Source organism: Candidatus Methylacidiphilales bacterium (assembly GCA_030054035.1).
Lineage (GTDB): Bacteria > Pseudomonadota > Gammaproteobacteria > JASGCS01 > JASGCS01 > JASGCS01.
In genome coordinates this window covers 81,458-96,153 of the sequence record JASGCS010000001.1, presented here as the reverse complement: position 1 = coordinate 96,153, position 14,696 = coordinate 81,458, and the positions used below count along the sequence as shown (strand labels likewise).

Annotated in this window: 12 protein-coding genes and 1 tRNA gene; all 13 read right to left on the bottom strand. The window is 33.6% G+C overall.

All coding sequences use genetic code 11. From position 1 onward, the window contains the following. Window positions 1-15 precede the first annotated feature (15 nt). Window positions 16-1,791 carry a succinate dehydrogenase flavoprotein subunit gene (sdhA, locus tag QM538_00535; GenBank protein ID MDI9346983.1) on the bottom strand — a complete coding sequence of 592 codons (1,776 nt, stop codon included), beginning with the start codon at window positions 1,789-1,791 and terminating at the stop codon, window positions 16-18. Continuing rightward, window positions 1,788-2,129 carry a succinate dehydrogenase, hydrophobic membrane anchor protein gene (gene sdhD / locus QM538_00530; protein ID MDI9346982.1) on the bottom strand — a complete coding sequence of 114 codons (342 nt, stop codon included), beginning with the start codon at window positions 2,127-2,129 and terminating at the stop codon, window positions 1,788-1,790. The genes sdhA and sdhD overlap by 4 nt, the downstream gene beginning before the upstream one ends. Then, window positions 2,111-2,476 (bottom strand): succinate dehydrogenase, cytochrome b556 subunit, encoded by a 366-nt coding sequence (gene sdhC, locus QM538_00525; protein ID MDI9346981.1) that lies wholly within the window; start codon window positions 2,474-2,476, stop codon window positions 2,111-2,113. Before sdhC ends, sdhD begins: the two co-directional genes overlap by 19 nt. A gap of 21 nt (window positions 2,477-2,497) precedes the next feature. Further along, window positions 2,498-3,412: a tRNA pseudouridine(55) synthase TruB gene (truB, locus tag QM538_00520; GenBank protein MDI9346980.1), complete on the bottom strand. Its 915-nt coding sequence runs from the start codon at window positions 3,410-3,412 to the stop codon at window positions 2,498-2,500. Between the two features lie 2 nt (window positions 3,413-3,414). Continuing rightward, window positions 3,415-3,741: a ribosome-binding factor A gene (locus tag QM538_00515; GenBank protein MDI9346979.1), complete on the bottom strand. Its 327-nt coding sequence runs from the start codon at window positions 3,739-3,741 to the stop codon at window positions 3,415-3,417. A gap of 19 nt (window positions 3,742-3,760) precedes the next feature. Beyond that, window positions 3,761-6,217, bottom strand: coding sequence for a translation initiation factor IF-2 (infB, locus tag QM538_00510; GenBank protein MDI9346978.1), 2,457 nt, complete (start codon window positions 6,215-6,217; stop codon window positions 3,761-3,763). A gap of 13 nt (window positions 6,218-6,230) precedes the next feature. Further along, window positions 6,231-7,724 (bottom strand): transcription termination factor NusA, encoded by a 1,494-nt coding sequence (gene nusA / locus QM538_00505; GenBank protein ID MDI9346977.1) that lies wholly within the window; start codon window positions 7,722-7,724, stop codon window positions 6,231-6,233. A 3-nt stretch (window positions 7,725-7,727) separates the two neighbouring features. Then, window positions 7,728-8,171, bottom strand: coding sequence for a hypothetical protein (locus tag QM538_00500; protein MDI9346976.1), 444 nt, complete (start codon window positions 8,169-8,171; stop codon window positions 7,728-7,730). 93 nt (window positions 8,172-8,264) lie between these two features. Next, window positions 8,265-11,345 (bottom strand): efflux RND transporter permease subunit, encoded by a 3,081-nt coding sequence (locus tag QM538_00495; GenBank protein MDI9346975.1) that lies wholly within the window; start codon window positions 11,343-11,345, stop codon window positions 8,265-8,267. A gap of 3 nt (window positions 11,346-11,348) precedes the next feature. Continuing rightward, entirely contained in the window at window positions 11,349-12,617 is a 1,269-nt protein-coding gene (locus tag QM538_00490) for an efflux RND transporter periplasmic adaptor subunit (GenBank protein ID MDI9346974.1), read from the bottom strand. After that, window positions 12,607-13,089, bottom strand: a complete 483-nt coding sequence (locus QM538_00485) for a peroxiredoxin (GenBank protein ID MDI9346973.1) — start codon at window positions 13,087-13,089, stop codon at window positions 12,607-12,609. Before QM538_00485 ends, QM538_00490 begins: the two co-directional genes overlap by 11 nt. Window positions 13,090-13,123: 34 nt before the next feature. Further along, window positions 13,124-13,197 (bottom strand) — tRNA-Met (locus tag QM538_00480). 24 nt (window positions 13,198-13,221) lie between these two features. Continuing rightward, window positions 13,222-14,694 carry an NADH-quinone oxidoreductase subunit N gene (locus tag QM538_00475; protein ID MDI9346972.1) on the bottom strand — a complete coding sequence of 491 codons (1,473 nt, stop codon included), beginning with the start codon at window positions 14,692-14,694 and terminating at the stop codon, window positions 13,222-13,224. Window positions 14,695-14,696 lie beyond the last annotated feature (2 nt).

Genomic DNA, 14,696 nt, shown 5'->3' with positions numbered 1-14,696 from the left:
ATTAGCGTGTGCTCCTTAGTATACTCTTTGTTTTAATGGTACAGTTTCAACATCGTTAGAAAGCGTTTCTAAAGTAACAGGTTTGTAAGTAAGTGAAGGTTCGTCGTTTTCTGAAAAATTGAAAAGTGAATGTTTTAACCAGTTTACATCATCCCTATCTTTGTAGTCATCTCGAGCATGGGATCCTCTGCTTTCTTTTCTTTGGATCGCAGAAAAAATTGTTGCATACGATTGAGATATAAGATTTTGATATTCAATTGCCTCAATTAAATCAGTATTCCACAATAGACCTGTATCTTTGATTTTGATGTCATTTCTAGATAGATAAAGGTTTTTTATTTTTGATAGCCCCGTTTGTAACGAAGAATCTGTTCTAAAAACAGCACAATAATTCTGCATTGTTTGTTGCATGCTAAATCGCAATTCACTTGTTGTGGTTGTGCCTTTACCTAATAATAATAATTCAATGGCATGCATAGATTTATCAAGAGTATGTGATTTGGTTTTCTTCAAATTTTTAGCTAAAGTCACTGCTCTGTTTCCAGCAATTTTACCAAAAACAATTAAATCTAACAATGAATTTGAACCCAATCTATTTGCCCCATGCACTGAAACACATGAAGCTTCACCAATTGCCAAAAGTCCAGTTACAACAGTATTTGAATTATTGAGCAACACTTCCGTAAAAAGATTTGTCGGTATCCCTCCCATATTATAGTGAACTGTGGGTATGACGGGAATTGGATTTTTGGTAACGTCTATACCTGCAAAAATTTTTGCTGTTTCAGTTATCCCAGGCAGTTTGCTTAGTGCATCTTTTGGCAAATGCTCTAAATGTAAATAAATATGGTCTTTTTTTTCTCCTACACCTCTACCTTCATTTATCTCAATTGTCATAGCTCTACTTACGACATCTCGAGAAGCTAAATCTTTAGCGTTTGGGGCATAGCGTTCCATAAAGCGCTCACCTAAAGAATTAGTTAAATACCCGCCCTCACCTCTTGCGCCTTCAGTTATTAAGCAACCACTTCCATAGATTCCTGTTGGATGAAACTGCACAAACTCCATATCTTGAAGTGGTAATCCAGCTCGTAAAACCATCCCGCCCCCATCTCCTGTACAGGTGTGAGCTGAAGTTGCGGAAAAATACGCACGGCCATAACCACCTGTTGCAAGTATCACTACAGTTGCGGTAATTACTCTAAGTTTTCCTTCGTTTAAGTCAATAACCAAGGCACCACAACACTGCTTATTGTCATCGAACAAAAGATCAGTCACAAAATGCTCTATAAAGAAAAGGGCGTTATTTTTAATGCACTGGGTGTAAAGGGTGTGTAATATGGCATGTCCAGTTCTATCAGCCGCTGCGCATGTTCTTTCGGCCTTTTTTTGACCAAAATGGGTTGTCATACCGCCAAATGGTCTTTGATAAATTTTCCCTGATTCTGTTCTTGAAAAAGGAACTCCATAATGTTCCAATTCAATAACCGCTTGAGGTGCTTCTTTGCACATTAATTCAATGGCATTTTGGTCACCCAACCAATCCGATCCTTTGATAGTATCATACATATGCCAACGCCAATCATCTTCTCCCATATTGCCTAATGCGGCACTTATACCGCCTTGAGCGGCTACAGTATGGCTTCTAGTTGGGAATACTTTAGAGACACACGCAACCTTTAATCCACTTTGTGCACTTTCTAAAGTCGCTCTTAGTCCAGCCCCACCAGCACCAATAATCAATATATCAAAGTCTTGATACTCAATATTATTATTAGAAAATAAACTCATAATCGTAACAATCCCACGGTAATAAAAATAAAAGAACCAATATAGTGAGCTAAAAGTAAGTATTGAATAGTAATTATTAATGAGGTATTTTTTAAATAATCAGTAATTATCATTTCAACACCAAGATAGGCATGAAAATACATAATTAAAATCCAGAATAATACAAGAGTTTTAAAATAATTGTTTTGATTTAGTTGAAAAATTAAATTGTCAAAAGGTTGCTGATTTGAGAAAATAAAAAAAGCGAGGCATATTGTAATAAAAAACAATGTTATAGCTGATAATCGTTGCATTTTCCAATGATTCAAACCATCAATATTCATAAAATCAAAACCCAAATTATTAAAGATGATGCTACTATAGTTGCGCTAAGCAAAAATAATCCAGCAAAGTATGCTGTCTTTAAAGAAAAACCAAAACCAGAATCAAGTAATAAATGCCTGATTCCTGATAAAAAATGATACGTGAATGAAAAAATAATTAATGAGCTTGTTATCTTAGCAAAATAATGTGAGAGTGCGGACCTAAGAATATTTGGATCATACATAAGATACCAAAACAATATAGGGAAACTAAGTGAGCAAATAACTAATACACTTCCAGAAACCCGATGCATAATTGAAAGCACTGAGACCAAAGGGAAAGAATAAATCTCAAGATGTGGTGAAATGAGTGGCTTTTTCATGCTATTTTATATACATTATACTCAATTATATGTGTGATTTGAAATCATACGAGTTGGTTTAAGAAATTGATCTTGAATCAAACCAAAACCAACTAATTTTTTCCGAGTTGATGCTAATAAGTACTCTTGATTTTCCAAATAGCTATCTGAATCAATTAAATCATGATATGAAATTTTTTGACCATTGCTAAGTTTTTTAATTTGGTAATCTGACAACAAAATATGAGGTTGTTCAGATATTAAATCCGAGGTTTGAATTAGTAGCGCCTCTCGATCAATTTGATTACAAGAACTTAATTGATCCAAAGTATACATTTTTGAATTAAAACATGAGACCCCAAGTCTGCGAAGCGTTGAGACATGTGCCCCACAATGCAAATAATTACCAAGATCATTAACCAAACTACGAACATATGTACCACTGGAACAAACTACTTGTAAATTTAAAAAGGGGTATATATAATTTAAAAGATCAATTGAATAAATTGTAATAGGTCTGGGCTTAACTTTGAGTGATTTCAAGGTTTCATTTTTTTTAGTACGCGCAATTGAGTACAATCTCTTACCATTTATTTTAACTGCAGAATAAATAGGGGGCAATTGATTATAAGACCCTGTAAATATTTTTAATGATTCTAATATTTTGTCAATCGAAGGTTCAATATTTTTTGACTCGCACTCTATTAACTCGCCTTCAGTATCATAGGTTGTTGTTGAAACACCTAAGTGACAAATAACTTCATATTTTTTACTCGATAAAAGACAAATCTTTGAAAAAATAGTATCGTGGTCTATAAAAATTGGTAGCAACCCTGTTGCTTTGGGATCTAGAGTTCCGCCATGTCCATATTTTGTAAATGCAAATAAGTTGTTGCATTCTCTTAATGCTTGAAATGATGTAATACCTGAAGGTTTGTCAAGTAATAGAATTGGCACAGTTAATTTTTAGATACCGGAAATGCAGTGTCATGTATGAAAGTAAAATTTGGGATCTTTTTAATATTTAATTTTGATCTAAAGTACATACGAAATTTTTTAGCATTTAAAGTAAGTAAAGCTATTGTATGTTCTGTGGTATTATCATGTTGCACAAAATACACCTTAGCATGGGAACAATCAGAAGAAACTACACAGTTTGTAAAAGTGATTAGAAATGGGATTTTATTAGGAATAATAGATCTTATAGCATTGGGTAACAACCGTACTATTTCTTTTGAGATTCTTAAACTGCGAGGAAATGGTTTGAAAGAAGTAGTGTTTCGCATATACGTTTAAAATTATTCACTACTTTTTTAAAATATTAAAAACTTCAATAACATCACCAACTTGCACATCATTGTATCGTTTCACTGCAATACCACACTCAATTCCAGTCTTCACTTCTTCGATATCTTCTTTAAATCTCCGTAAAGATTCCAATTCACCTTCATAGATAACTACATTATTTCTGAGAACTCTGATTGGTAATTTTCTTTTCACCACACCTTCTTTAACCATACAACCCGCAACTTGTCCATATTTTGCCGATTCAAAAACATTTCTAACTTCTGCAAAACCAACGATTTCTTCTCTTCGCTCAACTGGTTGATTATTGGTAATAAATTGCTTGATGTCTTCTAAAATATGGTAAATAACGTTATAATATTTGACTTCAATTCCAAAACGCTGAGCAATTGCTTTTGCACTGGAATCAATTCTAACATTAAACGCGATTATCTTTGCACTTGTAGCGTTTGCAAGCTTAATATCAGATTCTAAAACTGGGCCAACTTTAGAAAAAATAATTTTTATTTTTGAAGTGAGCAATGGGTCTTCTGTTAAGATTTTCTGTATAGCATCGCGAGTACCTTGAACATCTGTTTTAATAATTAAATGATGAATTGTTTCTGGTTTCAGTAGCAAATTAGCGAAAGGATCTTCATTTTCTACTACTTGATCAATTTCTTTTTGAATTTCATTCTTTTGCTCAAACTCATAAGCCCTAATAAATAGTTTTGCGGTCTGTTCATCGTTCACAACAAAGGCTTTAGATCCAGGTAGTGGTGTTTCAGGTAATCCAAAAAGCAAAACTGGACAACATGGTTGTGCGTTTTTTATTACTCTGCCAAAAGTATCTTTCAAAATTCTAACTTTACCAAAGGTATTACCACATACTAAAAGATCGCCAATTGAAAGCTCTCCTGATTGTATAATAGCTGTAGTCGCAACTCCTATTGATTTTTCTATATGCGATTCAATTACTGTTAACTGAGCTACTCCATTAGCAGGGGCTCGAAGTTCTAAAAGTTCGGATTGTAAAATAATTGCATCAAGTAAACTGTCTATTCCTGTACCGTGTAGTGCTGAAACCTTAACAAACTGCGTGTCACCTCCGTACGTGTCAGGAATAATGTTGTGTGTCATTAGCTGTTGCTCAACCTTATCAAAACGATACTCTTCCTTATCGCATTTATTAACCGCAACAACTATTGGGACAGCATTGTCTTTTGCAAGTTGTATAACTTCAATTGTTTGCTGACTAACACCATCATCACCTGCGACAACAAGAACTATGATGTCTGTTACTTTTGAACCTACCGATCTCATGGCAGTAAAAGCACTATGACCAGGGGTATCTAAAAAAGTTATCGGATTGTTTTTATGCACTACTTGATAAGCTCCAAGATGCTGAGTAATTCCACCAGCCTCTTTTGAGACTTGATTTGCTTTTCTAATATAGTCTAACAAGGAGGTTTTACCATGGTCTACATGACCCATAACCGAAACAATAGGAGGTTTAGCAACTAGCAAGTTGTCATTGACAATCTTTGAATTAATAAGTTCTTCGTAAGTAGAATCTTTAACAAAAGTAACTTTATGACCCAACTCTTCAATTAAAAGAGATGCTGTTTCAGTATCGAGTTCTTTGTTTTCCGGCAGAACAAATCCCAGTGACAATAAAGTTTTTTCAACATCAGTTTGTTTAATTGACAATAATCGAGAAATAGTAGCAATTTTATTTTTAGTATACACAGAAATATTTTTAATTTGAATACTTGTTGGTTTTGTGAAAGTTTGATTATGTATAGAAGTAACATCAAAATGTCTTTTCTGCGCATCTCTTCTTTTTTTTCTTTTATCACTAACCTCATCGGAGAGTGATAGCTCTTGGCGTAGAGGATCTATTTGAGTAACTGTATCATCAGTTTCATACAATAAAGAATATTTTAATTCGGCTAATTTTTTAGGGGGGCGTGCAATTTTAACCTTATTTTTTTTCTTTTTTGACTCTTTATCAATTATTTCAATTGGAGTATTGTTTACATGGTTTAACTGATTAGTTGGAGGTGGCGTAGCGGGGGTAATAGATGACACCTGGTTATCCAATTGCGTTACAGTTTCAGATTGAGAAATTACTTCAGAAGGTTTTTCCCCCAAAGAAACCGATTCCTGTGCGTGAGATATAAGTTTTTCGGTAACTTGTTGCGGATCTGGAGAGGTGTGTTTTCTCTTAATTTGAATACCTACATTTTTTTTAATGCCTGTTGAAGTTCTAAATGTAAGATTTTCATTAGTTATACGTGATTGGGGCTGGTTCTTTACAGTACCGTGTAATAAGACTTTAAGCTCGGAAGCACTGATGTAATCAGAAGCTCTTTTATTAAAAATGCCAGCATTTTGAAGTGTGTTTAAAATGTCAGCGGTTGACCTATTAATTGCTCTCGCTATCTCTTCAATTGTTTTACCTAGATGGTCATTCATAATAAATATTAATTCATATCCCTAATGATATTTTTCTTGCTTCCATTATAAATCGTTCTGCCTCTACACGTTGAAGTTGTGGACAGATGTCAAGTAGTTCATCAGTTGAAAGATCAGATAAATGCCCGATAATGGTTATGTTATTTTGAATTAAAAGGTTGATTAAATCGTGATTTAATATTTTTAAATCATGTATAGAAGAATCGAGATTGATAGCTACAGATTTATTTTCTTTTACTTCTAAAGCTTTTTTTACTAAGGCATCATTTGCTCTTTGATATAGCTCAGTAATCAAAGGCTCATGAAGATCAGGGATTTTTTTTAAATCTTCTAGAGTAGAAAACGCAAGCTCTTCAATACCAATGTACCCTTCTTCGACTAAAATACGAGCAACTTCATCATCTACATGTAACTCTTGTTTAAATAACTGAATACTAGCCTCATGATCATGGAGAGTTTGTTCTTGGTACTGGGTTTCATCAAGAACGTTTAAAGACCACCCCGTTAACTCACTTGCTAATTTTACATTTTGCCCACCTTTACCAATTGCTTGAGATAATTTTTCACTTGCAACAACCAAATTCATTGTGTGAGTATCTTCGTCAATGTAAATATTTTTTATATCAACAGGTGACATTGCATTTATAACGTATTGAGCGGGGTTGCTATCCCAAAGAATTATATCAACCCTCTCACCTCCTAATTCATTTGACACAGCTTGGACTCTTTGTCCACGCATTCCCACACATGCCCCAATGGGTTCTAATTTAGCATCATGGCTACGCACAGAAAGTTTTGCTCTTGAACCGGGATCTCGAGCAGCTCCCATTATTGTTATTAATCCTTGACCAATTTCAGGAACTTCTATCTCAAATAATTTAACTAAAAACTGCGGATCAGTTCTAGATCCCAACAAACATGGGCCTCGAAAATCTGACCTGACATCCTTAAGGTAAACTCTAATCCTATCTTTTAAACGAATTCGCTCAGTCGGAATTAGTTGTTGTTTTAAAAGCACTAATTCAACGCCGTTTCCTAATTCAATAAAAATTTTTTCTCGTTCCATTCTAGAAACTTCGCCAGAAACTATTGTGCCAACTTTATTTTTAAATTGAGAAACGATCTGTAGTTTCTCTTCCTCTCGAATCTTTTGCATCATAGCCTGTTTAGCTTGCTGCACCGCTATTCTTCCAAATTCAATTTGTGGCAAGGCTAGCTCCCTATAATCACCGACTAATAAGTGCTTTTCATTTATATCTAACTGATCTATAGATATTTGAGTGTGAGGATCTTCTACTTGGAGCTCACTAGAGATCACTAACCATCTCCTAAATCCTTGGTAAGTGCCGTTTTTTGGATTAATGGCAACCCTAATTAATTGGTCATGATTAGTCTGTCTTCGGTATATCATTTCTAATGCGTTTTCTAGAACTTTTATAACCTGTTCTTTACTTAAACCTTTTTCATCAGATACTTGTTCAATTATTAATTGCAATTCTTTTGACATCTTTTATTCCTCAAGGTTAATCCTTTTTATTTGTGTGTATTGTATCTCTAGTACTTGTCCTTTATAATCAAAACTCGCACTTAATTCACCACATGAAATAACTGTTACGTTAATTTTACGTAGATTAAACATTGGATATCGTAGAGTAACGATAACTTTACTACCCAGACACTCAGTTAACTGATCAATAGAAAAAATCTGTTTTGGAATACCTGGTGAAGAAACCTCAAGCCTGTCAAAACTTAATTCAGGCACATGGGAATAAAGCATAAGCTCGCGACTAACTTTAACGCAATCGTCAACGGAAACTCCACAAGGATTGTCTATATACACTCTTAATAACACTGATTTACCCGATATGAACTCTAGCCCCAGAACTGACAACCCAAATCGAGCGACAATAGGTTCAATAAACCTAAGTTGGTTTGTGTTTGTAGTCCTAAACATAAAAATATTTTACTTCTGATTTAGTGCAAACTCTGAGACTTTCACACATTATTCCTATTTTCTCATAAAACAGGTAAAATAACAACCATAAAACTACACTAATAATTTAATTTTAGAATTTCTTAAAGTGGTGTATTTTGGAAAAGTGGTAACAATATACATATAGACTGTTGGTATTACGATTAAGGTCAACAAAACACCTATAAAAACACCAAAAAATAACATTAAACCTAGCAAAGTTCTCGTTTCTGAACCTGGGCCACTATTAAGAATTAGTGGTATTGCGCAAGCAATTGCAGTTATATTAGTCATAAGAATAGGTCTTAATCTGACCTTACAGGACTCAATAATCGCATCTTTGATCGTCTTCCCTTCTTCACGTAATTGGTTTGCAAATTCAACAATTAATATCCCATTTTTTGTACTTATCCCCATTAAGATTAATAAACCAAATTGACTAAATATATTTAATGTTTTAAAAAATAAGAATAAAGGTAGTAATCCCCCAATAACCGCTAAAGGAACTGTCACCAGTATTACAATTGGGAAAAAAAGATTTTCAAATTGCGCTGCTAATACCAAATAGATTATAAATAAAGATAGAATAAAAAAATAAGTTGAAGAAGCGCTACTGGCTAAATAATCAGAAGCTAACCCTTTAAAATTATAGTAAAAGCTGGTAGGGAGTAGGTTTTTTGAAATTTCTTGCAGAGTTGAAATTGCTGTACTAATAGCAACTCCATTAGTTAGATTTGAAGAGATGGTAACACTTCTCTGGCGATTAAAGCGCTTCAATATCGTCGCATCAGCACTTTCCTGAACAGAAACAAAATTTGCTAATTGGATAAAACTATTAGTTTTTGGTGATCTAACATAGAATTTAAGTATATCTTTAGGTGAGTTCTTTAAATACTTTTCACCTTCTACTATTACGTCATACTGATATCCGTTCTCAGTAAAGTTTGTAATTTTTCTTGAAGCAAGTAAAGTAGTCAAAGTCTGACTAATGTCTGATGTTGATAATCCGAATTCTGCAATTTTGTCGCGTTGCAAAATAAACTTAATTTGCGGAGTAGTTTCTTTGTAATCACTTTGAATTTGCGAGAATAAACTACTTTCATTCATTTTTTGTATAATCCTATCCCTATACGGTAACATCTCAAGGTACGAAGGACCTTGCAACACATACTCAAATGAAGATTGAGCAAACGATCTCGATAAACTTGGTAGCGGAAATGCAATAAAATCAGCCCCAGAGATATCACTAGTTCTAGAATATATTTCTCCTAGTACCCTACCTATACCCCAACGACCACTTTCGTGTGGGGTAAGCACAATGAAGCCAATTGCGGTATTAAACTCATTTCCTGAAAAAGAACCAGGTACGCGTAAAATTAATCTCTGAATTTGCTTATCTTCAACTAAAGGCATTAACCGCTTTTCAATGGATGAGACTTGAGATATGGTGTAATCAAAGGAAGATCCTTCTGGAGCATTAATGATGGAAAAGATTAATCCACGATCTTCAAAAGGAACAAGCTCTTTTTTTAAGTAAAAAATGAAAAATACAATGAATAGTATAATTACCAACAGATAAATAAATATTTTTTTAAATGAATAGAGATAGGTTTGCACAATAACTATGTATCTTTCAGACATTGCAGAAAGATATTTTTCTAATTTTGGTATCGCATTCTTTTTTATTAAAAACCTTGAGCAGAGTGCTGGAGATAAAGTAAGTGAAACCAATGTTGAGAAAAATATAGCTGAGGCGATGGTAATTGCAAATTCAGCAAACATTTTTCCAACAAATCCTTCAATAAGTGATATTGGGATGAAAACACTAATTAATACCAAAGAAGTGGAAACAACCGCAAATGCAATCTGTCTTGATCCATACCAAGCCGCCTCCAGGGCCTGCTCTCCTTCTTGCACTCTTCGGTAAATATTTTCATGGATAACAATTGCATCATCGACTACAAGACCGATAGCTAATACGATGGCAAGTAAAGTTAAAATATTGAGGGAGAAACCAAAAAAGTGCAGAACAATAAAAGTGGAAACAATTGATGTTGGGATACTAAGGCAAATAAATAAAGTAGTTCTCCAATCATTTAAAAACACAAATACTACAAGCATGACCATTATAATTGCAAAAAACAAGGTTTTATATACTTCAGCAAGGGATGCTTCAATAAACAAACTGCTATCATAAGAACTTTCAATTGAATAACCATCACCTAATGCTTGATTGAGCTCAACCATTTGTTTTTTAGCTGCTCGAGCAACCGCCAAAGTATTCGCACTCGATTGTTTAACGATACCTATTCCCACCATAGAGACACCATTTCCTCTTAGAGAATTTCTAGTCTCAACCGCCTCTACAGACACCCTGGCAATATCTTGTAATTTTAGTGGGTAACCGTTAGAGCCTTTTTTAATAACTAGATTGCTAAAGTCTTTTTGGGTGTTATAACCTTTGTCAATTGTTATTAGGAACGACCTATTTTTTGAATCAATCGAACCTGAGGGAACTTCAATATTTTGAACTGAAAGTGCTTTTACGATATCCTCGGGAGTAAGACCATTTGCATATAATTTTCCATAATCTAGCCAAATTCTAAGCGATTTATCTTGGTTCCCACCGACATTTACCCTTGCAACACCCTCAAGCGAAGAAAATTTATCGACTATATACTGATTTGCGAAATCAGTTATTTCAAGAAGAGTTTTTTCTTTATTTTGTAAATTTAACCATATTATTGGTTGGTCGTCTTGACTAGCTTTACTTACCGTTGGGGAATCAGCCTCAACCGGTAAAAATCTAGTCGCAGAAATGACTTTATCTCGAACATCATTTAAAGCTAAATCTAAATCTCTATTTGCTTTAAATTGCACTACAATATTTGAAACTCCTTCCTGACTTTGAGATGTTAATTGATCAATGCCTTCAAGGCCAACTATTCTATCTTCAATAATTTTAGTTATCTTTTTTTCAATTATTTCCGCAGAAGCACCCGTATAAGTTGTCTGCACGGACACAACCGGAATATCAACATTTGGATACTCTCTAAGCGGTAATTTCAACAAAAACACAATACCAAATAGTAAAAATAGTATGTTAACTACTATCGCAAGTATTGGTCTCTTAATCGAAATATCAGATAAAATCACAAACTATTGAATACTTAAAAGCATTTTGTTGTATGCATTTTTATCAACAATATTTTTAATAGATGCCTTTGGGTCAAATTTAAATTTATTGATTCCACGAATTACTACCAAATCGTTCTCTTGTATATCACCTTCGATTTCTACCCAACCTGCTTTTCTAGATATAATTGTTATTTGTTTTTTTTCTACAATAAATATTTTCTTTTCAGGAGTTTTAGAAAATAAACTAGTTAACTTTGAAAATATATTTTCAGTTTTAACAATTGGTTTTGTTACATTAACGACCCAAACAGAGGATTTATCTAATTTTTGAACAAGAGCTTCTTCAGGTATAACAAACCCTCGATGCGATGAGAGTTGGACTGTAACATACATCAACACTCCAGGCCTTAAGTTTCTTTCAGAGTTGCTAATAATAGCGCGAATAAAAATAGATTGCGTATCTACATCAACACGCGAATCGATTGCAAATAATTTACCTTGGAATTTTTTGGAGTTTTGATTCTCCAAAGAATTAGTTAAACTAGCTTCTATAACTAAATCTTTTTGTAGTAAATTTGTTAGTGTTGCTGGAAGGGAAAAGTTAACAAAGAGCTCATCGGTATCGTCAAGGGTAGTAATAGTTTGGCCAGCTTGAATAAAACTTCCAAGCCCAACCTTACGAATACCAACCAATCCCGAGAAAGGAGCTGTGATTAGCTGGTCAGCTAATTTAGATTGCGCTGATTGTGCGTCGTTCCTTAACTGCTCTTCAAGAGTTTTAGAATTTTCTAGAGCGCTTTTTGAAATTAGATTTTTTTCAAACAAATCTTGTTGTCTTCGCATATTAATTAATGCATTTTGCCATTGAACTCTTATACTATTATAATTAGCGGTTTCTTGATTTTTTCTTAGACTAGCTAAAATAGTGCCTTTTTTTACAAAAGACCCTTCTTCAAATTCAAGAGTGTCAACATATCCATTATTTCTTGATGTGATATAAATTGATTTACTTGCTTCAGTCTTTCCGATCGCTTCAACGGTTACTGGAACTATTTCACTTTGAACAAAATATGTAACAACTTCAGGTATTTTCGTAGGAAAACTAAAAAAATTGTAAAGGTAAAAATACACAATCCAAATAATGACCAATAAAACAACAATGGCCCTAAGTATATTATTTCTAAATTTTGGATTTTCAATTAAGAAAGTAATTAGTTTTTTAGAATACTTTAGGGTTCCTTGATAAAGTAATTGGGAGAAACTATGTAGATCTTTCAGATTATAGCGCACGCAACATATGTTCGGCAGAAGAAACCGATAGTCCTGTGTCATTTTCAATAAATAATAATTTTACAACCCGCTCTTCTATAAACATTGAAAAACGCTGCCCTCTAATACCCATACCATAGCCAGTAGCGTCAAGTTCAAGTCCGAGAGCTTTAGTATAGGTTGCGTTACCGTCTGCTAAAAATAGTATCGTTTCATCAGCTTTCGATTGTTTACACCACGCATCCATCACAAAGACATCATTGACTGAAAGACATGCAATTATATCAATTCCTTTTTCTTTAAAAGATTGGTGAAGTTTAATATATCCTGGCAAATGATCATTAGAACAGGTAGGTGTAAAAGCTCCTGGCACAGAAAATAAGACAACTTTTTTATTTGAAAACAAATCGTCAGTTGAGACGCTAGATGGGGCTCCAGATTTCATGACTGTAAACCTACCTTGTGGTAATTGTTGGTTAATTGTGATTGGCATTGTTTATATTATCCTATATTATATAATTAAAATTTTGCGGGGGCAGGATTTGAACCTACGACCTTCAGGTTATGAGCCTGACGAGCTACCGAGCTGCTCCACCCCGCATAACAATTGTATCACAGTTACTTGCTAAAAAACAAACGAAGAATATTTATACAAAAATTCAGGGTACAGTGAAAGAATTGTAAACACAATAAAGGTTATTCCTATAATTATTGACTGACCAGAAAAGGTCTTTACGGGTATTTTTTGAGATGAGTTTGACTCAAAGTATATTTTTTTTACTAAAGCTAAATAGTAGTATGCGCCAACCACAGAAATTAACGCCGCAAAAACAACTAAGCTATATAATTTATTTTGAGCTAAAAATATTAAAACATTAAATTTAGCATAAAATCCTATAAATGGTGGAATACCAGCTAGAGAGAGCATCGAGGTCAGGAGACAGAAAGCAATGAAAGGATGGCTAGTAGAAAGTCCTCTTAATTGATCAATTTCGGTAATATTAGGAATTTCATCATCAAGATAAAGTAAAAGCATAAAAACAAACAAAGTTGTTAAAAGGTAGCTATACAAGTAAAAAAGCACTGTAGATTTATCAATAGAACCACTAATTATTGTCAGGTAGATAAAACCCATGTGAGACACGGTTGAATACGCAAGCAAGCGTTTAATATTTGTTTGTGCGATAGCGACAAGATTGCCAAAAATTAAAGATCCAATACTTAGAATTGTGATTAATAAAAAAATAGGTCTGTAAACATCGAACACAAAATTTTCTAAAAAACGTAACAGCAATATCCCGACAGCAAGTTTTGGGATAAATGATAAATACATTATGGTAATCGTGTTTCCTCCGTGATAAACATCTGGCATCCATTGATGAAATGGGAAAATACCCAATTTAAATGAACATGCAATTACTATAAATGCCACACCGAGGTAAATAAAATAAGGCCTTACTTGGACTTGGTCTTGAATTGAGTTATGTTCATGTACCCAAGATAATATTTCTTGAAAAGAAAAAGAACCAGTTTGTAAATAAATCATTGATATACCATACAAAAGTAAACCGGAAGATAAGGCACCAAGCACAAAATACTTCATTGCAACTTCGCTCTTGTGAGAATCATTTCTTTGTAAAGCAATTAATCCATAAAAAGATAATGAGATTAACTCAATACCTAAGTACATACTCAAAGCATGTGTTGCTGAAATAGTAACAAATGACCCAATTATTGAAATTAGCAAAAGAGTATAAAACTCAAAGACTGGTACTTTGTTTTTAATTAAATGCTGGCCACCAAAAGAAAGTGATGCGCCAAAAAGGACTACAAGAAATAATTTAGAATGCCAAGCCAAAGAATCTAAAATAAAACTATTTTCAAATATATATACTGAATGAATTTGAAGTCGTGAATAAATTAATGATAATAAAGTTAGAAATGTTGTAATGCCAACTATGAGTTTTAATATCTTTATTGGATTGGATTTTATGTTTAAAAAAGAGCCTACAATAATGAAAATAAGCAACCCAGCTAATAAAAACAACTCAGGTAAAAAAGGTAAAAAACTAAATGGCATTTGGATAGTGGGGTGCATTT